The following is a 24,515-nucleotide window of genomic DNA, read 5'->3' on the forward strand; positions in this document are numbered from 1 at the left end:
GCGCTCCCGCCCCCATCCCGACCCGTTTTTTCTATTCCGAGCCCTGTGCCGGCCGCACAAGGCTCGGAATAGAAAAAACGGGGCATGGAGGGTGGGGGAGGGGGCGCGGGGGCAGTCACCACCGCGTCAAGACGCAGGAAGGGCCGGGGAGCTGTAGCTCCACCCGGCCCTTCCTGTGCGTGGCCAAAGAGGCCCGGCGTCGTTAGACGCGTGCTGCGATCGCGTTCAGCGCGCTCTCGAAGAATCCGAGACCGTCCACACCAGAGCGCATCGCCTCGGGGGTGTTCGGGCCAAAGCCCTCCTCGATGGCGTGCTCGGGGTGCGGCATGAGGCCGACGACGTTGCCTGCGGGGTTGGTGAGCCCCGCGATGTCGTTGAGTGAACCGTTCGGGTTGACGCCCGCGTAGCGGAACGCGACGAGGCCGTCGCCCTCGAGCTGCTTGAGGGTTTCGTCGCTCGCGATGTAGCCGCCGTCACCGTTCTTCAGCGGGATCACGATTTCCTGGCCCTGCTCGAAGGTGTTCGTCCACGCGGTCGATGCGTTCTCAACGACGAGGCGCTGATCGCGGCGGATGAACTGCTGGTGCGCGTTGCGAATGAGGCCGCCGGGCAACAGCTTCGCCTCGACGAGCATCTGGAAGCCGTTGCAGATGCCGAGCACGGGCATGCCCTTGCCGGCCGCGTCGATGACCTCAGTCATGATGGGCGCGAGCGCGGCAATTGCGCCAGGACGCAGGTAGTCGCCGTAGCTGAAGCCGCCAGGCAGGATGATCGCATCGACGTTCTGCACGTCGTGGTCAGCGTGCCACAGAGCGACGGGCTCGGCCCCGATGAGTCGCACCGCGCGCTGCGCGTCACGGTCATCGAGGGAGCCGGGGAAGGTGACAACTCCGATGCGGGTCGTCATTAGCGTGCCTCGACAGCGACGCCGTCGACCGAGATTGCAACGACGTCCTCGATCACCGAGTTCGACAGCATCTCGTCAGCGAGCTGGCGTACCTCGGCGAGCACGTCTTCGGTGACCTCGCCCTGGACGGTCATCTCGAAGCGCTTACCGATGCGCACGTTCTCAAACTTGCCGTGACCGAGACGCTCGAGCGCCCCCGTCGTCGCCTTACCCTGCGGGTCGAGGAGTTCGGCCTTGGGCATGACATCAACAACAATCGTGGGCAAGGAGTGCCTCCAGGTTCGCGAAAATAACGGGATGCGGACCGTTCAAGTCTACCCTGGCTGTGAGGGCGAACATGCGCCCGGATTGCCACCGCACGCGAACGTATCGGAGGATCCCATGACCCCACGTTTTCTCACGAGCGAGCTGCCGCTCATCGCCGCCCCGATGGCGGGTGGTGCAACGACGGTGCAGTTTGCGGCGGCAGCTGCCACGGCTGGCGCGTTCCCATTCCTCGCTGGCGGCTACAAAACCGCCGAAGGGATGGGGGCGGAGATCGCCGAGCTGCGCGCGGACGGTGCCGCGTTCGGGGTGAATCTCTTCGTTCCGGATCGGGCGGATCCCGGCTCCGCTGACGGTGACGCGGCGGCCTTCGCTGCCTACGCCCGGGAGCTCGCCGATGAGGCGGCGACGTATGGCATCACCCTCGACCCGATACCGCGCGACGACGATGGCTGGCCCGCCAAGCTGGCGCTGCTGTGCGCTGACCCCGTCGAAGTCGTGTCGCTGACGTTTGGACTCCCAGCGGCGGGTGACATTGCGGTGCTGCGGCGGGCCGGCAGCGCGGTGCTCGCGACGGTCACGACGGCCGGTGAGGCCCGCGCGGCCGACGAGGCTGGGGTCGACGGGCTCATCGTGCAGGGCCCGCGGGCGGGTGGACACTCGGCAACGTGGGATCCGAGACGGGAGGTCGGAGACGCAGCGACCTCCGAGACGCTTGCGGCAGTCCGGTCAGTGACGAGGCTCCCGCTCGTCGCGGCGGGCGGGGTAGACGGCCCCGGATCGGTGCGCACGCTGCTCGACGGCGGCGCAGCGGCGGTCGCCGTCGGCACGCTGCTGCTGCGCACGGACGAGGCTGGCACCAGCGCCACGCACCGAGCCGCGCTTGCCTCGGACGCGTTTGTCGGCACCGCCATCACCCGGGTGTTCACGGGGCGGCCGGCGCGCGGACTCCGCAACGGGTTCATCGATCGACACGCACCGCACGAGATCACCGCCTACCCGGCGGTGCACCACCTCACCCGCGAGCTGCGCACAGCCGCGGGGGCTGCCGGTGACGCTGATCGTCTGCACCTCTGGGCAGGCACCGGCTATCGCTCGGCAAAAGCCGAACCGGTTGCCCGCACCCTCGAACGCCTCGCCAGCGGCCTCTGACGCCGCTGGGGAGCCCGTGCGGCGAGCCTCCCGCTACGCGTGTGACCGTGCGAACGGCGGCTGTGTGCCTGTGAGTCGAACGTAGAGATCGAGGTAGCGGGCATAGGTCTGCTCGACGATCTCGTCGGGGAGCACTGGCGGCACACCCTGCTTGTCCCAGTTCGCGGACAACCAGTTGCGCACGATCTGCTTATCGAACGACGCGAGTCGTTCCGGGCCGCTCAGTGACGCGTCGGAGTACGTTGCGGCATCCCAGTAGCGGGAGGAGTCGCTCGTCAGGACCTCATCAGCGAGCACGAGTTCGCCGGTCTCGGGGTCGCGGCCAAACTCAAACTTGGTGTCCGCGAGCACGACGCCCCGCTCCGCAGCGAGCTCTCGCGCGGCAGTGAAGATCTCGAGTGACGCGGCGCGTAGCGCCTCGGCAACTTCGGCGCCGACCAGCTCAATCGACCGCTCGAAGGTGATGTTCTCGTCGTGCTCACCGAACGGCGCCTTATACGCGGGGGTGTAGATCGGCTCGTCGAGGAGATCGCCGTCCTGCAGCCCTGCGGGGAGCTCGATGCCGCACACCGCCCCCGTCTGCTGGTACTCGATGAAGCCCGATCCGGTGAGCGCCCCGCGCACCACGCACTCGACGGGGAACATGTTCAGTCTGCGAGACACAACCGCGCGATCCGCAACGGCGTCGGGCGCCGCGGGAACGCCCGGCCCCTCCGCGAGATGGTTTGCCATCGGGATGCGTGCGAACCACCAGTTCGACAGCGCGGTGAGCAGCGCGCCCTTGCCGGGGATCGGCGGCTCGAGCACGAAATCAAACGCGCTCACCCGGTTGCTCGCGACCACGAGCAGGTGCGATGACGACGCGGCGTCTTCACTCTCGGGCACGTACAGGTCGCGCACCTTTCCCGAATACGTGTGGGACCAGCCGGGCAGCGCGAGGGGAGCGGGGAGAGCGTTCACTCCTCCATTCTCCCACCTCGAGCACCACCGTGTGCTCCCCGGGCCAGTTGCCTCCCGAGTACGCGGAATATGATGGGGGAAACAAACGGGAGGGTGTGGCGTCATGGCGGCTGTCGGACCAGTAATTGCGCGGATGCGTGCGAGGGCGTCGCGTGAGATCGCATGGACCTACATCGCAGATCCTGAGCTGCGGCACACATGGTGGCCCGACGCCGAGTTCGAGGTGGTGCTGGGCGGTGCGATCGTCGAACGGTGGAGCGACGGAGACGGCGATGGCGCAGAAGCCCCGAGCCGAAACGCAGTCGGCGTCGTCGACGTGTTGATCGCCGGGCACGCATTCGGCTTCCGGTGGCGTGACGGTGCCGACGAGCACGAGACCGCAGTGCTGCTGACGCTCCGCTCGCAGGGAGCCGAGACGGACCTCATGGTTACGGAGACCGGCTTTGGCAGGTTCCCCGACGCCTTCGAGCGCACGGCAGACGCACAACAGAGCTGGATCGAGCTCCTCAGCGACCTGGCCGCGGTGCTTGCGATCGTCGAGCCCGCGGTCGCAGAAACCGCGGAGGTCGAGGCGGCAGCGGAGGTCGAGGCGGCAGCTGAGGTCGCCGAGAACGCTGATAATGACGAAGCGGTGGCTGAAGGCGCCGAAGGGATCGTGGAAGCCGACGCCGAGCCAGCGGAGTTTGCCGAGCCAGCGGAGTCAACTGAGCCAGCCGAGCAAGCGGAACCCGAACCGGCCGAGCCAGCGGAACCAGAACTGGCCGAGGAACCAGAACTAGCCGAGGAACCAGAACTGGTCGAGGAACCAGAACTGGCCGAGGGCCCCGCGGAGTCCGAGGAGCCGGCTGAACCAGACTTCGACAGCCTGCTCCGGGGCGACACCGGCACTCGGACGAACTAGTCCCTTGGCGCCCAGGGCGCCAAGGCTTCGGGGTTAGCCGATCGTCGCGAACCGCTCCACGTCGGCTGCGGTGCCCGACACGATGATGAGGTCGTGGGGTGAGATGACGGTTTCCTGCGTCGCGTGCGTGAACGGCTCGCCTGGCGTTTTCACCCCGACGACGGTCACGCGGTAGCGCGTACGCACCCCGCTCTCGCGCAGCGTGCGCCCGCGCACGGAGCGCGGCGGGTACATCTTTGCGATGACGTAGTTGTCGTCGAACTGGATGAAGTCGAGCATCGAACCGGACAGCAGGTGGGCGACGCGCTCCCCGGCTTCCCGCTCGGGATAGATGACGTGGTTGACGCCGATCCGCTCGAGAATCTTGCCGTGTGAGTGCGAAATGGCCTTCGCCCAGATCTGGGGAATGCCGAGATCCACGAGGTTGGCGGCGATGAGCACGCTTGACTCGATCGACGCGCCGGTTGCGACGACTGCGATCTGAAACTCGTCGGCGCCGATCTGCTGGAGCGCTTCGATCGACCGCGCATCGGCCTGCACCGCGTGTGTGACGCGATCCGACCACTTCTGCACGAGGTCGGCGTTGCTGTCGACGACAAGCACCTCACGGTCTTGCCGGTCGAGCTGCCCGGCGGTGGACGCGCCGAACCGGCCGAGCCCGATCACGATGACGGGGGCATCACTTCGAATATCAACCAACGATCGGCCTTTCCTCGGGGAACCTGAACAGCTGCGACTTGCTTGTGGCCGCAACGGCTGCGGCGAGGGTGACGGTGCCCACGCGGCCCGCCCACATTGTCGCAGCAAGAATGTATTTGCCGGAGTCCGGCAGTGCCTCTGAGAGGCCCGTGCTCAGGCCGCAGGTGCCGAACGCAGAGATCACCTCAAAGAGGGTTTCGTCGAGCGTCGTGCCGGCGATGTGCATGATTGCCGTGGTCGAGATGAGTACGATCGTCGCGCCCCAGATGAGCACTGACACAGCGACGCGAAGCACCTCGGTGGGGATCCTCCGCCCGAACGCCTGCATGTCCTTGTAGCCGCGAGCTTCCGCGTAGGCGGCGAGGAACAGCACTGCGATCGTCGTGACCTTGATGCCGCCCGCGGTTGATGCGGATCCGCCGCCAACAAACATGAGCATGTCGAGCACGAGCCGGGTTGACCCGTTCATCTCCATCGGGTCGATGATTCCGAGGCCGCCAGAGCGAGTCATGATCGACATGTACCAGGCGTCAAAGAGGGTGCGTCCGACTGGCTCGGCTCCCAGCGTCGATGGATTGTTCCACTCGAGCGAGGTGATGAGCAGCCAACCGAGAATGACGAAGATCAGCGTCGTTGCGAGCGTGAGCTTCGCGTGCAGGCCGATGTGCCGACGCTTCTCCGAACCCTTGATGACGTAGCGGTAGAGGGCGAAGATCACCGGGAAGCCGATACTGCCGAGGAACACGCCGATGGCGAGCACACTCAGGAGGTAGTAGTCGCCGAGGTACGGCTCCAGGCCGTCAGCGAGCGGCACGAAGCCCGTGTTCGTGAACGCGGAGGCAGCGAGGTAGAAGCCGTTCCAGAGAGCCGGCCAGAACTGCATGCCGTCCGCGATGAGGCGCGGGGTGATGAGGAGCGTGAGTGCGGCCTCGATGACGAGCAGGCTGATCGCAACCGCGCCGAGGAGCCCGCCGATGTCGCCGAGGCCGACTGCCTGGCTCTCGGACGCGCCGCGAGTGGTGCGGTTCGGGTTCGTGTCGCTCGCGACGAGGAGCCGCTGCCTGAGTCCGAGCCTGCGGGTCACGGTCAGACCCAGCAGGCTGGCGATCGTGAGTACGCCGACGCCGCCGATCTGGATCCCGAGCAGAATGACGATCTCGCCGAAGAGTGACCACTGCGATGCCATGTCGACCGTCGCGAGACCGGTGACGCAGATCGCTGACACCGCGGTGAAGAGCGCGTCGGCAAGCGGGGTGACGGTGCCCGTCGCGCTGGCGATGGGGAGCGCGAGCAGTGCGGTCCAGATCGCGACGAGGCTCGTGAAGACGAGGATCGCGAATCGGGCCGGCGTGGTGTGCACGAGCGCATGGAACCACGACGGGCGATTGCCCTGGAAGGGAGCCCTATTGGCTAGTGCGCTTGAGCTCACTTCTCCTTCTTTCAGCGAACGGTGAGGGTGAATGTTGTCATGCTACACACTGGGCGGGATACCCTGGTGTCTATGCCAGACATTTTCGGAGTGATCGCAGACGCGACCCGGCGTGACATCTTGCAGGTACTGCTCGAACGTCACGTCGACGACGCTGAGATGAGTGTCTCCGAAATCGTGAACCAGCTTGAGATCAGCCAGCCTACAGTTTCCAAGCATCTGAAGGTACTGCGCGACGCCGAGTTGGTCACGGTTCGTGAGGAAGGGCAGCACCGGTTCTACTCGCTGAACCCGGAGCCGCTCGAAATGGTTGAGGATTTTGTGATCCCATTCCTCTCCGCCGGTTTCGACACGGAAGTGACCGTGGAGTATCTCGACGGTAACGGCTCGACGCTCACCGGACCCGAGGGTTTGCAAGACGGTGAGCCAGTTATCCCGGAAGAAGCAGCGGTTGCTGCAGAGCGATTTGGCCGCGCCGCGGCCGTCGCAGAGCATCGCGTCAAGGAGCTTGTCGCGCGATTTAAGCTGCGAGAGTAGCGTTCGAGTTCGCGCGAGGCTCCCCGGCGTTGTAGACTGTTGATCTTGTGGGCCACGTTACGGTTAGGCCCCGTACGGCCCCTAGAGACGTGAGGTAACTGATGGGTTCAGTAATCAAGAAGCGCCGCAAGCGTATGTCCAAGAAGAAGCACCGCAAATTGCTTCGGAAGACGCGCCACCAGCGCCGCAACAAGAAGTAGTCACACTGCCGCGTTCGCGGCGCAGTGACTGGGCACCGAGCTTCGGCTCGGTGCCTTTCTTGGTTTCAGGGCTGGAGACCGGTGCGGCTGCGAGCCCTGCGCAGTCATCGGCCCCTGCACCCGCGCCGCGCAGGTCCATCGGGCCTGAGAATGTCCAGATTGCATTATCGTCGGTGCTTTAGCGCTTCTAGAGCGTTAAGTAGGTCGATTGGGAGCACCAGTCGGCGTCGGTCCTCTAGGAATTGCCTGGAGGACCGATGCTTTGCTATGGGTATATCTTCAGCCCGTATCCCCTGAATTCTCCGATGGGAGATCGAGCGGTGTGAGGTTCGAGACTCTCCCATGCCCGGTTATGCTGATCTGGCCACAGGAGGTGCAACCCAATTGGGCGTGCCACCATGTCCGCGATCTGCAGGCCCGCGCTTTCGCGCTATTTACTCACGATCATGAAGTCGAGAGTTTCGTTCATGCCGCGCAGTCTTGTCGAGTCTAGGATTCGTCGAAACTCAATCTCAAAGGCTGAGTATTCGGCCTTGCCTCGGCTCTCAAAAAATGGCGCGTACCCGCCGGCCTCTCCTCCCCGCTGTTGAAACTGCAATACACGCGTTCGACCCCAATTCCGGCTTGTCGGCCGATTCCAGCCAATCTGATGACCTCAGGAGGTTCTGGTGACCAAAGTGGCGACCTCCGTTGTTCATGATTAATGATGAATCAACACTGTTGGACGCGACATTAAAGCTGCGTCACCAGTGCGAGCTCCAGCCCAGAAACGAGAATGTCGGTGGTCGCATTGATACTCGAAGAGGAAGCATCCGCAGCCGAGTGCGCGAGCAGAAGGCTTCGAGCGATAGGAACAATTTGATTGACGAACGAGCAGCGGCGTCCGACCGAGAACCGTACCTACTCGCGCAGGTGCGCGAGTCATTCGGGCGGGTTGTGTACAGCCACAAGACCCATGAAAAGCAGGCGGACATCTGCTTCGCCAAGCACCGGTGGCAGCAGAGCCTACTCATCGGTCTCACTGCGGTTAGCTCCGGTACTTTTCTTGCCGCAGTATTGGGGCTCACTGGCGATCCAGTAGTGACGAGCATGGTGACCTCGTCCATCGCTCTGCTGGTGACCTGGATCAGCCTGGGCACGAAAACCTTTCGGTTCGCCGACGAGTCCGACGAGCATCGGGCAATCGCCTCCCAGCTCTGGGATCTCCGAGAGTCGTACATCTCCCTGATCGCTGACCTCATGGCCGGCAGCGTCTCGGAAGCCGAAGGTGGCCGGCGGCGTGATGAGCTCCAGGAAGAGGTGCGGGGCACCTATTCCAGCGCACCCAGGACCAGTCCTAAAGCCTTCGCACGTGCACAGGGTGGCCTCAAGAACAACGAAGAGATGACGTTTACGTCGCGTGAGATCGACCTGTTCCTCCCGGAAACACTCCGACTCGATGAGGGTGAGGCCTGACCATGAAAACGTCTGAGATCTTTGACACACTGCTCGAAAACCTCAAAGTCGGCGAGACATCTAGCATCGTCGCATCCCGTCGGGACGAGATAGTTAAGGCGCTTAACAAGGACTTCCGGGACAAGGATGGCTGTACTGATTACAAGCTCATGGTTGGTTCGTTCGGTCGGCATACCGCAATCAAGGGCGTGTCCGACCTCGACATGATCTTCATCCTCCCACCCGGGATTCGCTCAGCCTACGATGGCGACACCGGTCCACGTCGGATTCTAGAGCGCGTCCGCGATGACTTGAAAGCGCGGTACACGAAAACCGATGTCCGTGTCGACCAGTGCGTCGTCCGGGTGCAGTTCACCAGCAACGCCTTCAAATTCGAGATTCAGCCGGCGTTCGAGAATTCGGATGGCAGCTTCGACTACCCGGATACGAAGGCCGAGAGGTGGAAGGTCACTAAACCGCGCGAGGAGATCACGGCGACCAAGGAGTGTAACGATCGCACCTCGGCGAACATGCGGCACCTTGCACGGATGGTGAGGGCTTGGAAGAACCAAAATGGCGTCAACATGGGTGGGTTGCTCATCGACACCCTCGTGCACAGTTTCTTCTCCCAAACTGACGACTACGACTCGGCGGGAACTGGTTCCTTCGACCGGATGGTCCGAGACTTCTTCGAATTCCTTAAAAAGGAACCTGACAAGGACTACTACCTTGCGCTGGGGAGCAACCAGCGCGTCGCGGTGAAGGCTCGGTTCCAGCCAAAGGCAAAGAAAGCTTACAACCGCTGCCTCGAAGCGATCGAGGACGCTGGTAAGGCGTCGGCCAATAAGAAGTGGCGAGAGGTCTTCGGGACCTCCGTGCTACTCTCCACGAGCACGAGCGAGGCTTCGCGGTCGTTCACGAACACCGAGCAATTCATCGAGAGTTGGTACCCCGTGGATATCTCTGAGGACGTCACCATCGACTGCGAAGTGACGCAGGACGGCTGGAGGCCCACCAGGCTCCGGGAGATGTTGCGAACGGGTTCCCTGCTCAAAGCGGACAGGAGTCTGACCTTCCGCCTCGTCGGATGCACCGTCGCTGAGCCGTACGAACTTAAGTGGAAAGTGGTCAACCGGGGAACGGAGGCCGAGCGGCGCGACAAGATCCGGGGCCAGATCGTCGACTCGAGCAGACCAGGCGTCCGGATCGAGCACTCCGACTTCAAGGGCGAACACGTCGTGGAGTGCTACGTCGTCAAGGCTGGGGTTGTTGTCGCCCGGGACCGCATCGACGTTCCGATTAGCAACACGAGCGCCAAGGCACCGAGTATCACTTGATGAGCGAGTGGGATCTGGAGCAATCCGCTGGAGTAAGCGCGCCGCGAATCTTGACCTGGGGACGGTGACCTCGAGTTGGGGCTGGGCCATGCGGGCGGATCGGTTCCGAGGCCAGTAGTTAGCCATGACACAGTTGGCCGCCGGGAGCAGGATGGAACCGATTGGGTCATGCAGTCCGATTACAGCGACGCGTAGTACCTCTGGTACGCGAGAAGCTTCTCGTGCAGATCAAACCCGGCGTCGCCGAGTTCATTAGTCATCGCCGTGTGCTGCTTGTATGCCGCATCCGTGACGTGACGGTCGAGCTTCGTGTTGAAGTGATCCCCGTCCGTCGAAGCAACACGCATGAACTTCAAACGCCAGGTTCGGGCTGCTTCCGCGAGCTGACCGAAGTGTCGTTCTAGCTCAGCGTTCCGCGCAGCTCGAATCACAGGCAGCTCTGAGAGCTCGTCAATCAGTCGGACGGGGCCCTGTGGAATCTGGTATGGGAAGAAGGAGCCGAGCATCGTCAGCAGCTCGCCGTCGGACGCATACTCGAAAAGATGTCGGGCAAGGTCGCGATCGGGCTCGCTCAATGCAGCAGACGCAGATCGAAGGCTTTCCAGTGCAGCCCTCGTTTCTGCCGCATCAGCCTCCGCTGCGGCAGCTGCAACCCTGTCTGTCTCCGTTTGTTCAACCGCAGCACGGGCCATGGCTTTCGCCTTTTCGGCGTCTGACTTTGCGGCATCGGCGTCAGCCCTAGCTTTGTTCAGGCCTTCAGTCGTCTGTCTAGCTTTCTCGACTTCGGTGACGATCGTTTCGTCGGCGATTACTATCTCTTCCTTCGCAGCGGTGACTCGAGCGATCAATAGCATCACGGCCGCAACGAGCGCAGCGACAACCAACCAAGGTAACCAGATCGCGTTGCTATTGACCCAGGTGACGACAGGAAGCACAGCGACGAGGATCGTCGCAAGTGTCGCAATTGCCCCCAGGACGATGAAGAGCGGTCCGAAAGCATACTTTTTCCTCGCCGGTAACATGCCACGAGACTATCGCGGGCTCGACGGTTAGATCGGGAACCCGCAGCCCTACAACACTCGCTGTCGGTAAAGTCGGCGACCCATAGCGCACGAACGAGTGGGCCGAACGGAACAGGCCTGGCGTCAGGCGTATCCGACTAGTTGGCGCTCACTTTGCTGGCGGCCACCTGCCTGTTGGCTCCCTCTCCGAGCTTCATGAAGAGCAGAGATTCTTGGGGGCTCTGAAGGTTTCATGGACTCCTGTCCGCCAGCCACGAGCGACCAGCTAGAAGGAAATGGCGAGCATAGACGGGTTTCTCCGTGAGGAAAAGAATGCGCACGCAGGTGCCTGCTTATCCGTCAGAGATGACCTCGCCGACGTCGAAGCGTTCCCCGTGCTGGTGCTTGAGTTCATTCGAACGGCGCCGAAACCCAGTTGTGCCATCTTGATACTGAGTGGCAAACCGCACTGCGCCCCCGGTCCACACCGGATAGCCCACGGCGAGAAAAGAAGCGATATTCGCTTCGGCAGTGGAACCAATATTGCCCTCGGAGACTGCCTTCAACGCGGTAATTGCCGCTGCAAAGAGCAGTCTGTCTTCGGCGTCAGAAGCCACGCATGGGGAGAGAAGCGCAGTGTTTTGAGCCTGAGGATCAGTTGGGGACGTCGGTAGCCAGACTGCGGATTCCCCTGAGAAGCCAGCGGCTGAAACTACCTGGTGAAGGTCTTCCAGAGTCAAGCCCTCGCTCATGAGCGCTTGCGACTCGCTGTGGAGGCGGTTTATAAGTCGTTCGCCAAAAGACTCGGGAGTGTTCTTCGTGAGAATTGCTTGTTTGTTGAGTGCATCGGCAAGATCGTAGGCGAGTCCGATCGCTCGCTGATCAGAGTCAGGAGTCTCGACGATCTGCAGCAGCCTGAAGTTCTCAACCGGAGAGAAGAGCAGAAGCTGCGTAGAGGCAGTATCGGGGGCACCGTTTCCGATACTGATCTGATACGAAATGGTCCTCTCCCTGGATTTCTGTCCCGCCATGCCTCGGGGCGGCAACTCAGTGAGAGACATCTGTGCATCGTCACTACCTGACGTACCTGTGCGCACCTCGACTCCGGCTTTCTCCAGGGCATGCCTCAGCAGGGTCGCCGAGTGCCCGGTGCCTGTGAGTCGAACTCGTACAAGGCGACGTGGGGCGAAACCTACTGGGCGTTTCACACCACGGGAAACCGCGGAGGAGTCGAAGAACAGTGCGTGAATCATGTTCTTGGTGACTTGCCCGGTGGCGACTCGAATGAGATATCGACTCTCGATGTGCAATGCAACATCGATACCTGTAGCCGCTCCCTCTGCTGCAGCGATGATTGCGGCAGCAGGCGCGGGGAATCGTGGGCGCAGAGCGGCGTCGGCGAGTGGTTCCGGAAGACTACGACGCAGTTCATCTGCGTCGTAGATCCCGCCTGGGAGCTCAAAGCCTGGCAGATCCCAGGCTTTCGCTGGAGCAGGATTCTTACGAATCCATTCGAGAGCCCGCGGCCGCAGCTCCGCGATAGTGTCCACCACCTCGTCAACGAGGCCGAGCTCATGTGCTTCAGCAACGGTGAAACGCGTGGCAGGCAGCACGATCTTGTAGAGCGCCTGTTTCAGTCCGAACATATAGACGGCCCGGGTGAGCCCACCTGCGCCTGGCAATAGTCCAAAGCCAATCTCGGGCAGCCCAATCTTGCTGTCCTTCACATCCGCAGCGATTCGGTAGTGCGTTGCGAGAGCAAACTCGAGACCACCGCCGAGCGCCGACCCGTTGATAGTGGAGACCACCGGTATCCCGAGGGTCTCCAGCGCTCTGAAGTGCCTTTTCACCGCGTCAATGGACTCGACCTGTTCTTCCGTGTGTTCCGCGGTGTAAGAAGCAAGCCTATTCAGATCGCCGCCTGCCAGGAAAGACTTTTTGGCCGAGGCCAGAATGACGCCGCTTGTCTGGTCTACCTCTTCGTGGAGTCGATCCACCACCGCCCCGAGGGCGGCTTCGAAAGGTTCGTCCATGACGTTTACTGGGCCGTGCGGATTGTCGAGAGTGAGGGTAACGATTCCTTCGCTATTTCGCTCGTACCTGATCGCTCCGGAAGTGCTCGTGATACCGGAATCTTTACTGTTCATGCTGGGTCACCTTGAAATATCCCGCGATACGGCGATACCGCGATGAGAAGTAATGCAAAAAATGAGTCGTACGGGCCAAAGCCCGGTGGTAGGCGCAGCTCGCTGACGGCCGAAGCCTGCTGTCCGTCGAACTGCGACGCTGACTTATTGAGCGGATCTACATGATCGAGGGCAGCCATGTAGCCAGCACGGGGAAGGTGAGAACCAGCGCAACGACGGTGATATCGGAGATGAAGAACGGTACTACCGACATAAATATTGACTTCATTGGGACCCCGGGCGGCACGAACTTCCGCATGACGAAGAGCGACATCCCAAGTGGCGGAGTGATGGTGCCGATCTGAATCGAAATGATCATTGCAATTCCGAATGCCAGAGGGTCGATTCCTGCGGCGGTGACAATCGGCATGAACAGCGGGATCGTGATCAACAGTAGCGACACGGACTCGAGGAACAATCCAAGCACGATGACGATGAGCACCATGATGATGACGAGGAGCAGCGAGTTATTGGTTGCTCCGGTAATCACGCCTACGAACCAGCGAACGAGGCCGCTGCCGGACATGACTCTGGCGTAGATGCTCGCGCCAACTACCAGGAAGAAGATCATGCCTGTGTTGAGTAACGCGTGATAGAGCGAGCGATAGAGCGCTTCCCAGTTGAGGCTCTTCGTGCTGATGGCGGCAAGGAGCGTGAGAACGACACCGATTGCGGCTGCCTCAGAAGTGGTAGCTATTCCCGAGAGGATGCTTCCTAGCGTTGCGACGATGATCACAAACAACCAGCAGGATGCCGCAACGACTTGGCTTTTCGAGGGGCTAGCCTGATCAGTGATGCTGACAACGTGTGTCGGCACGCCAGAAGCACTCAGGGTACCGGTGGGCACCTCAGTATGGCCGCTTCGTTCGGAGGGACGTCTCCACGCCTCGATGTAACCGTGGTCGCTAGCGGGGTCACGTTTCACAATGGTCTTTACAACCAGCGCATAGCCCACTGCCATCAAAAGCCCTGGCACTACGCCAGCGATGAGCAGTGGTCCAACCGGAACTCCTGCGGTGGAACCCCAAACAATCACTACGGCGCTGGGCGGCAACACCATAGCGAGACCCCCGGCAGCCAAAACAGACCCCGAGGCCAGTTTTGGCGAGTACCCCCTGCGCTGCATTTCAGGAATGAGTGATCCTCCGAGGACGGCAGTCGAAGCAACTGCCGAACCGGAGAGCACTCCCATGAGGCCACCGCCAAACACTGCTAGGAATGCGAGGCGACCTTTGACGTTGCTCAGCATCTGGTCGAGGCCGCTGATAGCGGTGAGCATGAGACCGGAACGAAACAGGACTTCACCCATCAAGATGAATAAGGGGATGGCGACGAGCGTAAAGGTGGATACGCTCGTCACAGCTGCGATAGCAGCCATTTGCAGACCAGAGGCTGCCCCGAAAAGGAGCATTGCACCGCCGGCGGACACGACCAGCAGAGCCACGCCTATCGGAAACCGGGCGAGCAACATGACCGCCAGCCCGCCGAACATGAATAGTACCCATACCCAAATTGGAAGAGTTGTCATTCTGATAGCTCCTCGCTGCTGTCATCGGCGTCAAGGACGGTTTGCCTCCGCAGCAGCGTGAGGGCGAACGTGGTCAGGCCAATCGCAAGGGCGAGCATCGGAATCCAACGTGGCGGGCCACTATTTGATCCAATCCTGATCCCGAGATCCACATCGTTCAAGAACTGCCTGAATACGACGACTGCGAAGGCGCCGAGCACGAAGGCTGAGATGAGCGTGGAGAGTCTGCCTGCGAGAATCTTGCCTCTACGAGCTGCGGCCGGAAGAACCTCCATGCGTACATGGCCGTTGTGAAGCATGACGAAAGCCAGCGATAGAAACACAGTGAGGCCCATCGCAACTTCGCTGCTGCCAAAAAGGAACGCAGAGGGTTGCGACAGTACTTTCCGGTAGTACACGCCGAGGGCTGTGGCCACCAACATGTAGACAAAACAAGCGCCTGCGATGACTGCAGTGCCGCGTGCGAGCCACGCCACACCAACGTCATAAGCTGCGCTGAAACCGCGCCTGGACATGCTGTGGTGCTACTTAATCCCGTAGATTTCTGCGAGAGGCATGGATTCCGGGCTGCGGGACAGGAGATCATCCCACGCGCCATTCACCACGATCTCCGTAATCCTGGCGGATTCTGAGCTCGAGGGCGTGACGATCTCGATCCCGTCAGCCTCGAAGTCCGCTAACTGGCCTTCCACTAGCGGGAGGAATATGTCCCCGAGTTTTCCTTCAGTGGTCACGATCGCCTGATTGATCGCGTCTTGCGTCGCTGGCTCCAAGCTGTCCCATTTCGCGAGGTTCATCACGATGGGGTAGGCGCCACTCATGAGTTCAACGTTCAGGGTCGCGACTACGGCCTCCTTCAGCCCGAGACCTTCTACGCCGAAGTTGCCAGCGATAAATCCGTCAGTTGTGCCACGGTCCATCGCGTTGTACACCTCGGAGATTGGGAGATTGACGGACTGCCCACCAAGTCCTTCTATCGCGGGCATCTGTGAAGCAGATCCTCGGATGAGGAAGCCGTCTAGGTCGATATTGTTTGGGTCGAGAGACTTGTACTTTTCGCCCAACTGCATCTGCGCACCGTAGTGCTCGAGCCCCTGCCCGACGAGCTTGAGCCCATTGTCTGCGTGCATCGAATCGAGAATCTCGAAAGCGCCATTCTCACGATCCTCGAGTGGGCTGGTGGTCGCCAGGCCCATGACGTCAGCAAACTGCAGAAGGTGTGAATAGTAGCAGGAGCACAAGCTGGACATGTCCACCGCACCGGACATCACAGCCTCTGCCTGCTCCGTCCCCGGAATGGTTTCTGGGCCGCCCATGTACTCAATGGTGATCCAGGGGGCGTTCTCGCTGAGCTCGTCAACGAATGACCAAAAGCCGAGGTGTTCATTTGCGTCACGTACTTGAGCAGTCATTGCGCGGATAGTGACGGGGCTGGGTTCATCCGCAGAAGCACCGTCGTTGGTGCTCGCAGGAGACGGGCTCCCGCTGCAGCCGACGAGCGCGAGCGAGAGCCCTGCTGCTATTGCTGTGATGCGAAGGAGTTGCCTACGAGGGGAGTTCATTAGTGATCCCTTTCATGTTGGGTCTGTACCGCGCAGTCGTGCGTAGCTGAGGGCATGACAGGTGAGCGTCGGTATGGCGACGGTGGTTCGGTTTGCCCTGCAAGGCAGGCTCGAAGGGGCTTGAGTGTGCTGGGTGTTCTGCGGGGCCAACGTCCTTGTGGGGTGGGCAGAATCCTGGACTTCATTAATTGGTCGATTGTACGATTAATGTAGAGAATAGCCGACTTTTTAGATTGCGCAAGGGTTAGAGCGGCTTCGGTTTTGAATTTTGTAGGCAGGAAATTCGTAGCCCATTCGGTGGGTATGTCGTGTATCGTGTTCCAAAATTAATCGAGCGAGATTAATTATCCAGCCATATCAAATAGTGAGTCCGAAGGCGTCAGAGGCGATGCCAGAAAGAGTTCAGGCAATCATGGATATTTCCTTTACCATTCGTCAATCCGAGAATCAGCTTTCTCGTTTCGATGACTCCGCACCGGCCATTAGGTTTGAAGATCAAGAAGCCCTGAGTTTTTCTGAGCTGCGTGAGCTGACCTGGCAGTTCTCCAACGGGCTTCACGAGCTCGGGGTGCGGCCGGGTGACCGGGTCGGACTGGCGCTTCACAACAGCGTGGAATACTGGGCGCTCTATCTCGCGGCAACTCGTTTGGGTGCGATTGCAGTCCGAATTAATTTTCGCCTGCGGAGCGAAGAACTGGAGTTCATTCTCCAGGACTCCGGCTGCAAGGTGCTGGTGGCAGAAACACATGTCCTAGATAGCCTTGAGGCTATTCGGGACGAGCTGCCGGTGCTTCACTACTTTGGCCCTGGAGTTGAACTGTCGGCCGCCGATTGGTGGGCTAACCTGACGGAGCTTAGGGCAGCGAGCTCGGATGAACCGAACGTTGCCCTACCTGACCCCTCTGATCCCGCCATGCTGATGTATACCTCTGGGACCACGGGCAGCCCGAAGGGCGTGATCTGGAGTCACAGCAACACGCTCTGGTACTCAGCCATGCAGCGTATTGAGTGGGGGTACGGGCAGGAGACTGTCACGCAGCTGAATGGACCTATTCACCACGTTGGTGCGCTCGAGAACTTTGGCCTACCGACACTGCTCGCCGGGGGAACCGTCGTGGTGTTTGGTAGCACAGGCTTCAGCCTCGAGCGCGCGCTTGAGGTTGCAGAGAACGTAGGCACAACGGAGCTGATGCTCTTTCCGTCGATGCTGCAGGAGCTGACTCGGAAGAGGCCTGACGAGTTGGCTGGACTCCATCGGGTGAGACGCATTGTGACTGGCGGAGATACTGTTTCCCCGGTCACCGCGAACGCAATCAAGGCTCTTCTTCCGAATGTCGAGCTCACGCAGGTGTACGGACTGACGGAAGGTACACCGATTGCTGTTTCGAGTCCTCCAGGGTTGATGTTTGATCGCCCCGAACTAGTCGGTATTCCCTCACCGTATACCGAGGTCTCAATTCGCGACCAAGACGGACGCGATGTTCCCGCTGGGGTCGCCGGAGAGATTTGGACTCGCAGTCCAGCTGGCTCGCTCGGGTACTGGAACCGGCCTGAGGAGAACGACCAGACGTTCATCGACGGCTGGTGTCGGACCGGCGACGGAGGTGTGATTGAGGGAGGGCACTTAAAGTTCACCGCACGCCTAAAGGACATTATCCGTAGCGGCGGAGAGAACCTCTCTCCAGCCGAGATTGAGAATGTGTTGAAGCGGCATCCAGAGATTCTGGATGCAGCAGTGATCGGGGTACCCCACCCGGCGCTTACTGAAACTGTGTGTGCCGTAGTGGTGAAGAAGGAAGGAGCTGCGATTCAATCTGAAGACGTCGTTGCATACTGCGGCCAGTACCTGGCCGGTTTCAAGAAGCCCCGCGCAGTGATGTTCGTGGATCAGCTCCCACGAAATCCGTCACAGAAAGTGCAGAAGTTCATTTTGCGCGAGCAGTTTGCGACGACCGGCATTCCCGTGGCCTAGCAGATGTATCCAGTGAGGTTGGTTCCAGCAGGCGGCGAGCGGCACAAGCTTGCTGCCAAGGCGGCTTCGCCCGGTTCTCTCCGGCTGTGGCTGGGGCTCGTACGCCAGTGATTTCAAAATCTGTATTGCGGTAACGGTGGCCGGAAGGGGGTTACCATTGATTCGAACGACGTCGCCGCAGGGCGCAGCGATGACCTGGCGAGTTGGAGAAAGATGCGCGGGTTGCTGTGCAGCATAGCTTGCAGGGAGCCCGTCACAGAAAGTGCAGATGTTTATCTTGAGGGATCAATTTGCAGTAGCGGGTTTTGCCATTGTCTAGACCCACTGCACCCCGCGGTCGGCCAAGAGCTGCAGCGTTAGCGGAGCGCGGCATCGATACGCGGCAGAATATTCTCGATGCTTTCACGCACCTGGTCGCGCAGCGCGGTTACCAGGCCACGAGTATTTCGTCGATCGCGGAGGCTGCGGGGGTGACTAAGGGCACCGTAGTGCATCACTTCGCGACGAAAGATCACATGATGCAGGAAGCGCAAACTCAGTATTTTCTCCGCCGGGTTGAAGAGTTTTCACGTATCTTGGCAGAGGTTGACGATCCGGAGCTACAGCTCACCGCTGCGATCTACCTCACGATTCGCGCGCACCGTGACGATCGCGCAGGGACTGTTGCGTTCATGCGCGAGTACGCGCACTATCTGTTTGCTGAGATGACTCCCGAGCTGCAGACTCTCCGTTCTGAGTATGCAGCCTTGATGGTGGGAATAGTGCGGAAGGGGGAGGCCAAGGGCGTTTTCGCTGTCAAGAACGCTCGACTCACCTCTTTGCAGATATTTGGAATGGTTAACCATCTTTGGACCTGGTACCGACCTGAGCAATCTGAGTCAGCAGAGGAAATCACCGCGCAGTTCGCTCACAACATTTTGTATGGTGTGGTGTCCGCCCGCTCAGGCACAGATCGGAGCGTGGAGGATCTTGCGGTGTTTCTGCACACGCTCAAACCATGGTTGGCGCCGGTGCAAACGTATGCCCCTTCGAGATTCACTGCCTCTGAAGCGGAGCGGGATACGTAGCTGTGGCCATTAGGCGGCTGCGAACATGTGACGATACCCGGGCTGTGCCGCACGCCCACGAGTCTCCGCGCCCTAGACTGGAGCCGTGGAACCCGTACGCATCACCCTCCTCGGCAAGCCCGGTTGTCACCTCTGTGATGACGCTCGCGCGGCGATCGAGCAGGTGTGCGCCCAGCTCGCACAAGACAAGATCGCGACCGAGCTCATCGAGCTGAACATCCTCGAGGACGAGGGACTCGCCCGGCTGCACTCGGAGGAGATTCCCGTTGTGCGCATCGGGGAGAAGCGCCACGCGATCTGGCGGGTCGACCCGGTGAAGTTCGATGCGGCCGTGCGCCGCGCCGCTCGATCATCCAAATCCTCGTTCTGGCGGCGCTAACTGCCCGCACCCACCTGCACCGCATCAAAGGAGACATCATGGCAGTGCGCCACATTGTGAGCTGGAAAATGAACGGCGAGACCGCAGAGGTCCGTGCGCATCAGGCGACGGAGATCGCGGAGGCGCTGCGTGCACTCCCGGCGACCGTCCCCGGGATCCTCGCCCTCGATGTGCACCTCAACGAGCTCAACGCCGAAGCGAACTGGGATCTTGTGTTGGTGAGTGACCACGCGGATCAGGCCGCGCTCGATGTCTACGCGACTCACCCGGATCACCTCGAGGTCGTGGCGCTCGTCAAGGAGCGTTCCGCGGGTCGGGCCGGGGTCGACTTCGAGGTCTAACCGGTGACCGCGGAGCCGCAGTCGCAGAGGGTCCACCTGAGCCAGGCGCTCGCGCAGCGGATCGTCGATGAGTTGACGCCGGCGCTGCAGGAGAACCTCAACCTCATGGATGCGCACGGGGTGATCGTCGCATCGAACGATGCGAGCCGCGTTGGTACTCTGCATCCGGGTGCGCGCGAGGCCGCCGCGACGAACTCTGTGGTGACCGTGGAAGCAGGCTCGGCTCGCTCGGGAGAGCAGGCCGGGGTGAATGTGCCGCTCGAGCATCGCGGTATGGTCATCGGCGTTGTCGGGGTGACCGGGGAACCCGCGAACGTGCGTTCGCTCGCGCCAGTGCTCGCGCTCACGATCGGGTTGTTGTTCGAGCGAGAAGCTGAACTGGCTGGCGAGTCACAGCGTGATGCCAGAGACAGAGATCTGCTCGCCCGCCTCGTGTACGGAGCGCGGCCACAGGACGCGGTCGGGCTGCTCGCGCGGCGTGCGCCGAGGCTCACGGGGCCGTGGCAGCTCTTCGCGGTGGTTGATGCGGCGGGCGCACCGGGCGGGATCGACGCGACCGCTGCCGCTCGGGTGCGGGAGCTTCTCGGTGCGCAGGCCGTCGTGGGGGCACTGCGCGGGGTGCTGTGGGTGCTGGCGGGTGGCGTTGCGCTCGCGCGCGGATCCGGATCCGGTTTGGACGCCGGCGCCGCGGCCCTCGCCAACGAGCTCTCGGCGATACTCCCCACCGCGTCGATCCTCCACAGCGACATCGCTGCGACCGACGCCTCGCTCGCCAGTGAGGCCGGGACGCTTGCCGCGCTGTCGACGAGATCCGCGCTCTGGGCGGTCGGCGAGGTTCGGGCGGCGCGCACGCTGCAGCTGCGGCTGGTTGCCGCCCATCTTCCGGAGGGCGCCGCGGCGAACCTGGCCGTGCTCCTCGACGGGGTGACGCCGGGGGAGCGTGAGACGCTCGCCGCGTATCTCGGCTCCGGCGTCGCCGCCGAGGCGTCACGGTCGGGGTACGCGCACCGCAACACGGTGCGACGCCGGCTCGCGTCCATCGCCGAGCGCACCGGATTCGACGTGCGCGTGCCCGAGCAGGCCGCAATTCTCGCGTTGGCACTCGCTGCGGAGCAGGAGCTCACGTATCGATCCGCAAATAAGGTGCATAGCGCACCGATTGGGGAATAGTATCGCGCTATTGTGGTGCCTTTCGCACCTGTTGAGTGGGAGGGAACGCGTCTAAACTGAGGCGCATGCCAGCGAGTACACGCCCCCTGATTATCGCAGCCCCCGACTCGTTTAAGGGCAGTTGCTCTGCCGCAGCCGCCGCGCACGCGATGCTCGCGGGTGCCCGCGCGGTCTACGGTGATGCCGCCGACTACCTAGCCATTCCGCTCGCCGACGGCGGGGAGGGCACGCTCGACGCGCTGCTCGCAGTGTGGGGCGTGCAGGCGCGCGAGGTGACGGCGCGCGACGCGATCGGCAGGCAGCGTCGTGCGCGCTACGGCATCAGCGTCGACGGCGCCACCGCAATGATCGAGGCGGCCGAGGCAAACGGGCTCCCCTGGGTGAGTGACGTCCCCCTCAGGCCGCTCGACGCCGATACGTTCGGCGTCGGCGAGCTCGTGCTCGACGCGCTCGACCAGGGCGTCAGTGAAATCCTGCTGAGCGTCGGCGGATCCGCGACGAACGAGGGCGGCACCGGGATCCTCCGCGCCCTGGGCGTGCGGTTCCTCGATGCCGCGGGCCGCGAGGTCGCGCCGGGCGCACGCGGCCTCGGCGACATCGCCACGATCGATGATTCGGGGCTCGATCCGCGCGCGCTCACTGCGGAGTGGCGGATCGCGGTCGACGTCAGCTTCCCGCTCTGTGGACCCGAGGGCGCCGCGGCCGTATTCGGGCCGCAGAAGGGGGCGACGCCCGCGGACGTGCCGATCATTGACGCGGGGCTGGAACGGCTCGCGATGCTGCTGGCCGCGAGAAACGGGGTCCCCGCGAGCGACTACACCGAGCGCGCCGGGTTTGGTGCTGCTGGCGGAATCCCGCTCACCGCGGTCGCACTCCTCGGCGCCGAGGTTGTCGCGGGCGCTGACCTCGTCTCCGAAGCGGTCGGCTTGCCCGAGCTCATGGCGGGCGCCGATCTTGTGTTTTCGGGGGAGGGGCGGCTCGACAGTCAATCCGTGAACGGCAAGGTCGTCGATCTGGTCGCGCGCACGCGGCCGGCCGCGGCCCCGCTCGTGGTGATCGCCGGCGCGGTCGAGCTCGCTGCGGTCGAGTGCCGGGCGGCGGGCGTCACTGCGGCCTTCTCGATCGCGCCCGGCCCGACGTGCCTCTCCGACCTCGTCGCGGTGACCGAGGACAGGATCGCGGAGACCGCAGCGCACGCGGCCGCGCTCGTGCGGGCGAGCGTATCCGGCTGAGGTCTTTGACTGAACGCTTGCCGATAGCCGGTGCATGTTCTGCGCACCGTTAGGTGTCCTGGGCTATTTTGGTGCCATGACGCACACGCAGCCCCTCGCTATGTCTTCGACTGTCGCCGCTCGGCGCGGCGTCGGCTTTGTGGCCGCCCAAGCGCAGGAACGGCCGGTGAAACTGACCAGCCACGGTAAACCGGTTGCGGTCGTGCTCTCCGCGGCAGAGTACGACGAGCAGCGACGCCTGCTGCGAGAGGCAGAGCTCAAGGTTCTGTCGCTTGCGGCGAACTTGGTCGCGGACCGCTCGGCGGCGGTGCCGGCAAACAAAGCGCGCAAGCGGGGAACCTGACTCGGGTTCCGCTCGCGAAAGCGCCCTGCATCCGCGCGGCGGGACACGCAGGAGCTCACCGAGCGCGCCGGTGACCCTCAGCGGGTCTTCGCGTGGGAGGCGAGCCGGAACTCCTCCGGCGGCAGCCCGATCCCGGTTGCTGAGTCCGCGAGGATCCGCCCGATCGCGGGTGCGAACTTGTAGCCGTGCCCCGAGAACCCGGCTGCGACGGTGAGTGGGCCCACACGGTCGAGCACGAAGCGGCCGTTCGGCGTCGACGTGTAGGTGCAGCTGATCTCGACACCCGTGTCTGGGTCGAGGCCCGGAAACCATTCTGCGACGTGATCCCGCACCGCCGCACGCACCTCGGGTGTCGGGGCGAACGTGCGCTGATCCGGGTCCACCTCGTGCCCCACCGCGTGCAGCCCGAGCTTCACGCCCTCGCCCGGGCTCGGCATGCCATAGACATTGCCGCCTCGCTCGTCGAGCTGGTCGGGAGCGAACATGTGGTTGAACGATGGCCAGACCAGTGCGGGATCGCGTGGGGTGAAGTGCGCGGGATGCTCCTCTGTGACGGTGAGGCGGGGGAGATCCACGATCCCCTCGAGCAGCGGTTGGGACCAGGCGCCCGCCGCGACGATCGCGTGGCCGGCCTCGATGATGCGGGTAGCGCCACTCGCGTCAGCGACGGTCACGCGCACGCGGTCCGCGGCCGGATCGATTGCGACGACCCGACTGCCCCGCTCGATGATCGCGCCGTCACGAACAGCTGCGGCCTGGAACGCATCGAGCGCCCGGGCCGCGTACCCGATCCCCGCCTGGTTCCCGACGAGGACGGGGCCGGCGAACCGCATCCCCGGCCAGCGGGCGTTCGCCGCAGCCGGGTCGAGGAGTTCGACGTCGGCCCCGCGCGCGGTGAGCGCCTCGTGGGAGGCGAGCACCGTCGCCTCATCGCCCTGAGTGACGAGGCCGTGCAGCTTGAGCAGCGGCTCCGGGGCCTGCTGCTCCAGGTCCCGCCACAGTGCGAACGCCTCGTCGAAGAGGTCCAGATAAAACTCCTCGTGGTAGGCGTTGTTGATGTTGCGGGTGGAGCCGTGTGAGGCGCCGCGCGTGTGGTGCGGCTCGAACTGCTCAATGAGGCGTACCCGCTCGCCGCGGCGGGCCAGCTGCCAGGCGGTCGCGAGCCCTATGATGCCGCCGCCGATGAGGAGGTGATCCGTGTGCTCAGCCATGCTTCGAGGGTAGCCGTGAAGCAATCCTCTGCGCGAGGAACTCCGTCATCTCTCGTCACGACGGCCGGGCGGCGGAAGAGTCAATCGGCCGAGTGGGAATGCAGGTGCACGCGCTCGCCCACGGTGTTGAAGATGCTGATGACCTCTGCCGGTCTGGTGCCTGCGGCCCACATGCGGTGCGGCGTCGTGGTGTCGAATTCTGCGGCTTCGCCTTGCTGCAGCACGAGCTGCTGCTCGCCGAGCTCGAGGTGCAGTCGCCCCGAGAGTACGTAGAGCCACTCGTGCCCCTCGTGGGTCTGCGCCGGCCGCTGCGGAGCCTCGGGGCGATACGTGATCTTGAACGCGCGAACATCGGATTCCTCGCGTGTGAGCGGCGCGATTGTCATGCTGCCGCGGGTGACGGGGGAGCGATGCACGCGTGGGTCGCGCGGCTGCTGCTCGAGGAGATCGTCGATGCGGATCCCGAGCTGCTTCGTAAGCGGAAGCAACAGCTCGAGGCTGGCCTGGCGCTTGCTCGATTCGAGCCGTGAGAGCGTGCTGACTGACATGCCTGCGCGGCCCGCGAGGTCGTCGAGGGTCCAGCCGCGCTCCTGCCGAGCGGCGCGGAGGCGTGCTCCCAGTTGCTGCAGTTCTTCCACAGTGCTCCTTCTGCGTGCTCGGGCTGAGGTAGTCAAGGCGCCCACTGAGCGACTTGCCAATACGG

The 24,515-nt window shown here is 62.7% G+C and carries 25 protein-coding genes; 13 read left to right on the top strand and 12 right to left on the bottom strand.

Translation table 11 applies throughout. The annotated features are described in order from the left end of the window. Positions 1-202: 202 nt before the first annotated feature. Together purQ and purS are read right to left on the bottom strand one after the other, a co-directional pair. On the bottom strand, positions 203-907 hold the full coding sequence (gene purQ / locus AUL38_RS00080) for a phosphoribosylformylglycinamidine synthase subunit PurQ (protein ID WP_059058020.1): 705 nt from the start codon (positions 905-907) through the stop codon (positions 203-205). Next, complete coding sequence (gene purS / locus AUL38_RS00085; protein ID WP_059058023.1) at positions 907-1,173, bottom strand: phosphoribosylformylglycinamidine synthase subunit PurS; 267 nt, start codon at positions 1,171-1,173, stop codon at positions 907-909. Before purS ends, purQ begins: the two co-directional genes overlap by 1 nt. 115 nt (positions 1,174-1,288) lie before the next feature. Here purS and AUL38_RS00090 point away from each other — a divergent pair, with 115 nt between their 5' ends. Further along, positions 1,289-2,323 (top strand): nitronate monooxygenase, encoded by a 1,035-nt coding sequence (locus AUL38_RS00090; RefSeq protein WP_059058024.1) that lies wholly within the window; start codon positions 1,289-1,291, stop codon positions 2,321-2,323. A gap of 33 nt (positions 2,324-2,356) precedes the next feature. On the opposite strand, the gene AUL38_RS00095 is transcribed toward AUL38_RS00090, so the two are convergent. Beyond that, on the bottom strand, positions 2,357-3,283 hold the full coding sequence (locus tag AUL38_RS00095) for a phosphoribosylaminoimidazolesuccinocarboxamide synthase (protein ID WP_059058028.1): 927 nt from the start codon (positions 3,281-3,283) through the stop codon (positions 2,357-2,359). Positions 3,284-3,386: 103 nt separating this feature from the next. Between AUL38_RS00095 and AUL38_RS00100 the strand changes: the two genes are divergently transcribed. After that, on the top strand, positions 3,387-4,184 hold the full coding sequence (locus AUL38_RS00100) for an SRPBCC domain-containing protein (RefSeq protein WP_059058030.1): 798 nt from the start codon (positions 3,387-3,389) through the stop codon (positions 4,182-4,184). 33 nt (positions 4,185-4,217) lie between these two features. On the opposite strand, the gene AUL38_RS00105 is transcribed toward AUL38_RS00100, so the two are convergent. Both AUL38_RS00105 and AUL38_RS00110 read right to left on the bottom strand, forming a co-directional pair. Continuing rightward, positions 4,218-4,883, bottom strand: coding sequence for a TrkA family potassium uptake protein (locus AUL38_RS00105; protein WP_059058032.1), 666 nt, complete (start codon positions 4,881-4,883; stop codon positions 4,218-4,220). After that, the gene (locus AUL38_RS00110) at positions 4,876-6,243 is read right to left on the bottom strand and encodes a TrkH family potassium uptake protein (protein ID WP_059058149.1); all 1,368 of its coding nucleotides are present in this window, start codon (positions 6,241-6,243) and stop codon (positions 4,876-4,878) included. The genes AUL38_RS00105 and AUL38_RS00110 overlap by 8 nt, the downstream gene beginning before the upstream one ends. 141 nt (positions 6,244-6,384) lie before the next feature. Here AUL38_RS00110 and AUL38_RS00115 point away from each other — a divergent pair, with 141 nt between their 5' ends. The 4 genes from AUL38_RS00115 (at position 6,385) to AUL38_RS00125 (ending at position 9,820) form a co-directional block, all read left to right on the top strand. Further along, complete coding sequence (locus AUL38_RS00115; protein ID WP_059058034.1) at positions 6,385-6,849, top strand: helix-turn-helix transcriptional regulator; 465 nt, start codon at positions 6,385-6,387, stop codon at positions 6,847-6,849. Positions 6,850-6,950: 101 nt separating this feature from the next. Next, complete coding sequence (locus AUL38_RS16715) at positions 6,951-7,049, top strand: 30S ribosomal protein bS22 (protein WP_005504750.1); 99 nt, start codon at positions 6,951-6,953, stop codon at positions 7,047-7,049. A gap of 858 nt (positions 7,050-7,907) precedes the next feature. Continuing rightward, a complete protein-coding gene (locus AUL38_RS00120; RefSeq protein WP_059058152.1) occupies positions 7,908-8,504 on the top strand; it encodes an SLATT domain-containing protein in 597 nt (198 codons plus the stop codon). 2 nt (positions 8,505-8,506) lie between these two features. After that, on the top strand, positions 8,507-9,820 hold the full coding sequence (locus AUL38_RS00125) for a nucleotidyltransferase (protein ID WP_059058036.1): 1,314 nt from the start codon (positions 8,507-8,509) through the stop codon (positions 9,818-9,820). A gap of 179 nt (positions 9,821-9,999) precedes the next feature. Here the strand turns inward: AUL38_RS00125 and AUL38_RS00130 are convergent, their stop codons facing one another. The 5 genes from AUL38_RS00130 to AUL38_RS00150 form a co-directional block, all read right to left on the bottom strand. After that, positions 10,000-10,842, bottom strand: a complete 843-nt coding sequence (locus tag AUL38_RS00130) for a hypothetical protein (RefSeq protein ID WP_059058038.1) — start codon at positions 10,840-10,842, stop codon at positions 10,000-10,002. Between the two features lie 332 nt (positions 10,843-11,174). Further along, entirely contained in the window at positions 11,175-12,968 is a 1,794-nt protein-coding gene (locus tag AUL38_RS00135) for an enoyl-CoA hydratase/isomerase family protein (protein WP_059058040.1), read from the bottom strand. Positions 12,969-13,125: 157 nt separating this feature from the next. Further along, positions 13,126-14,535 (bottom strand): TRAP transporter large permease, encoded by a 1,410-nt coding sequence (locus AUL38_RS00140; RefSeq protein WP_083506461.1) that lies wholly within the window; start codon positions 14,533-14,535, stop codon positions 13,126-13,128. Further along, entirely contained in the window at positions 14,532-15,011 is a 480-nt protein-coding gene (locus AUL38_RS00145) for a TRAP transporter small permease (RefSeq protein WP_059058044.1), read from the bottom strand. Before AUL38_RS00145 ends, AUL38_RS00140 begins: the two co-directional genes overlap by 4 nt. 48 nt (positions 15,012-15,059) lie before the next feature. Next, positions 15,060-15,947 carry a hypothetical protein gene (locus AUL38_RS00150; protein WP_059058046.1) on the bottom strand — a complete coding sequence of 296 codons (888 nt, stop codon included), beginning with the start codon at positions 15,945-15,947 and terminating at the stop codon, positions 15,060-15,062. Between the two features lie 538 nt (positions 15,948-16,485). Here AUL38_RS00150 and AUL38_RS00155 point away from each other — a divergent pair. The 7 genes from AUL38_RS00155 to AUL38_RS00185 all read left to right on the top strand — a co-directional run bounded on the left by AUL38_RS00155 (position 16,486) and on the right by AUL38_RS00185 (position 22,601). Further along, positions 16,486-18,069 carry a class I adenylate-forming enzyme family protein gene (locus AUL38_RS00155; RefSeq protein ID WP_083506464.1) on the top strand — a complete coding sequence of 528 codons (1,584 nt, stop codon included), beginning with the start codon at positions 16,486-16,488 and terminating at the stop codon, positions 18,067-18,069. A 311-nt stretch (positions 18,070-18,380) separates the two neighbouring features. Beyond that, positions 18,381-19,136 (top strand): TetR/AcrR family transcriptional regulator, encoded by a 756-nt coding sequence (locus AUL38_RS00160; RefSeq protein WP_161937379.1) that lies wholly within the window; start codon positions 18,381-18,383, stop codon positions 19,134-19,136. Between the two features lie 85 nt (positions 19,137-19,221). Beyond that, complete coding sequence (locus AUL38_RS00165; RefSeq protein ID WP_059058053.1) at positions 19,222-19,515, top strand: glutaredoxin family protein; 294 nt, start codon at positions 19,222-19,224, stop codon at positions 19,513-19,515. Between the two features lie 38 nt (positions 19,516-19,553). Further along, positions 19,554-19,856, top strand: coding sequence for a Dabb family protein (locus AUL38_RS00170; RefSeq protein WP_059058055.1), 303 nt, complete (start codon positions 19,554-19,556; stop codon positions 19,854-19,856). A gap of 3 nt (positions 19,857-19,859) precedes the next feature. Further along, entirely contained in the window at positions 19,860-21,026 is a 1,167-nt protein-coding gene (locus AUL38_RS00175; protein WP_059058057.1) for a sugar diacid recognition domain-containing protein, read from the top strand. Between the two features lie 65 nt (positions 21,027-21,091). Beyond that, positions 21,092-22,258 carry a glycerate kinase gene (locus AUL38_RS00180; RefSeq protein WP_059058059.1) on the top strand — a complete coding sequence of 389 codons (1,167 nt, stop codon included), beginning with the start codon at positions 21,092-21,094 and terminating at the stop codon, positions 22,256-22,258. Between the two features lie 76 nt (positions 22,259-22,334). Further along, complete coding sequence (locus AUL38_RS00185; RefSeq protein ID WP_161937380.1) at positions 22,335-22,601, top strand: type II toxin-antitoxin system prevent-host-death family antitoxin; 267 nt, start codon at positions 22,335-22,337, stop codon at positions 22,599-22,601. Between the two features lie 77 nt (positions 22,602-22,678). Here the strand turns inward: AUL38_RS00185 and AUL38_RS00190 are convergent, their stop codons facing one another. Next, positions 22,679-23,812, bottom strand: a complete 1,134-nt coding sequence (locus AUL38_RS00190) for an FAD-dependent oxidoreductase (protein WP_059058062.1) — start codon at positions 23,810-23,812, stop codon at positions 22,679-22,681. Between the two features lie 80 nt (positions 23,813-23,892). Beyond that, the gene (locus AUL38_RS00195; RefSeq protein ID WP_059058065.1) at positions 23,893-24,450 is read right to left on the bottom strand and encodes a helix-turn-helix domain-containing protein; all 558 of its coding nucleotides are present in this window, start codon (positions 24,448-24,450) and stop codon (positions 23,893-23,895) included. Positions 24,451-24,515: the final 65 nt, after the last annotated feature.

Source organism: Leucobacter sp. G161, from assembly GCF_001482305.1.
Taxonomy (GTDB): domain Bacteria; phylum Actinomycetota; class Actinomycetes; order Actinomycetales; family Microbacteriaceae; genus Leucobacter.

Coding starts and splice junctions, on each gene's coding strand:
- AUL38_RS00150 (WP_059058046.1), bottom strand. CDS start 15,947: ATGACTGCTCAAGTACGTGACGCAAATGAACACCTCGGCTTTTGGTCA.
- AUL38_RS00190 (WP_059058062.1), bottom strand. CDS start 23,812: ATGGCTGAGCACACGGATCACCTCCTCATCGGCGGCGGCATCATAGGG.
- AUL38_RS00115 (WP_059058034.1), top strand. CDS start 6,385: ATGCCAGACATTTTCGGAGTGATCGCAGACGCGACCCGGCGTGACATC.
- AUL38_RS00170 (WP_059058055.1), top strand. CDS start 19,554: ATGGCAGTGCGCCACATTGTGAGCTGGAAAATGAACGGCGAGACCGCA.
- purQ (WP_059058020.1), bottom strand. CDS start 907: ATGACGACCCGCATCGGAGTTGTCACCTTCCCCGGCTCCCTCGATGAC.
- AUL38_RS00100 (WP_059058030.1), top strand. CDS start 3,387: ATGGCGGCTGTCGGACCAGTAATTGCGCGGATGCGTGCGAGGGCGTCG.
- AUL38_RS00135 (WP_059058040.1), bottom strand. CDS start 12,968: ATGAACAGTAAAGATTCCGGTATCACGAGCACTTCCGGAGCGATCAGG.
- AUL38_RS16715 (WP_005504750.1), top strand. CDS start 6,951: ATGGGTTCAGTAATCAAGAAGCGCCGCAAGCGTATGTCCAAGAAGAAG.
- AUL38_RS00130 (WP_059058038.1), bottom strand. CDS start 10,842: ATGTTACCGGCGAGGAAAAAGTATGCTTTCGGACCGCTCTTCATCGTC.
- AUL38_RS00185 (WP_161937380.1), top strand. CDS start 22,335: ATGACGCACACGCAGCCCCTCGCTATGTCTTCGACTGTCGCCGCTCGG.
- AUL38_RS00180 (WP_059058059.1), top strand. CDS start 21,092: ATGCCAGCGAGTACACGCCCCCTGATTATCGCAGCCCCCGACTCGTTT.
- AUL38_RS00090 (WP_059058024.1), top strand. CDS start 1,289: ATGACCCCACGTTTTCTCACGAGCGAGCTGCCGCTCATCGCCGCCCCG.
- AUL38_RS00155 (WP_083506464.1), top strand. CDS start 16,486: ATGCCAGAAAGAGTTCAGGCAATCATGGATATTTCCTTTACCATTCGT.
- AUL38_RS00140 (WP_083506461.1), bottom strand. CDS start 14,535: ATGACAACTCTTCCAATTTGGGTATGGGTACTATTCATGTTCGGCGGG.
- AUL38_RS00125 (WP_059058036.1), top strand. CDS start 8,507: ATGAAAACGTCTGAGATCTTTGACACACTGCTCGAAAACCTCAAAGTC.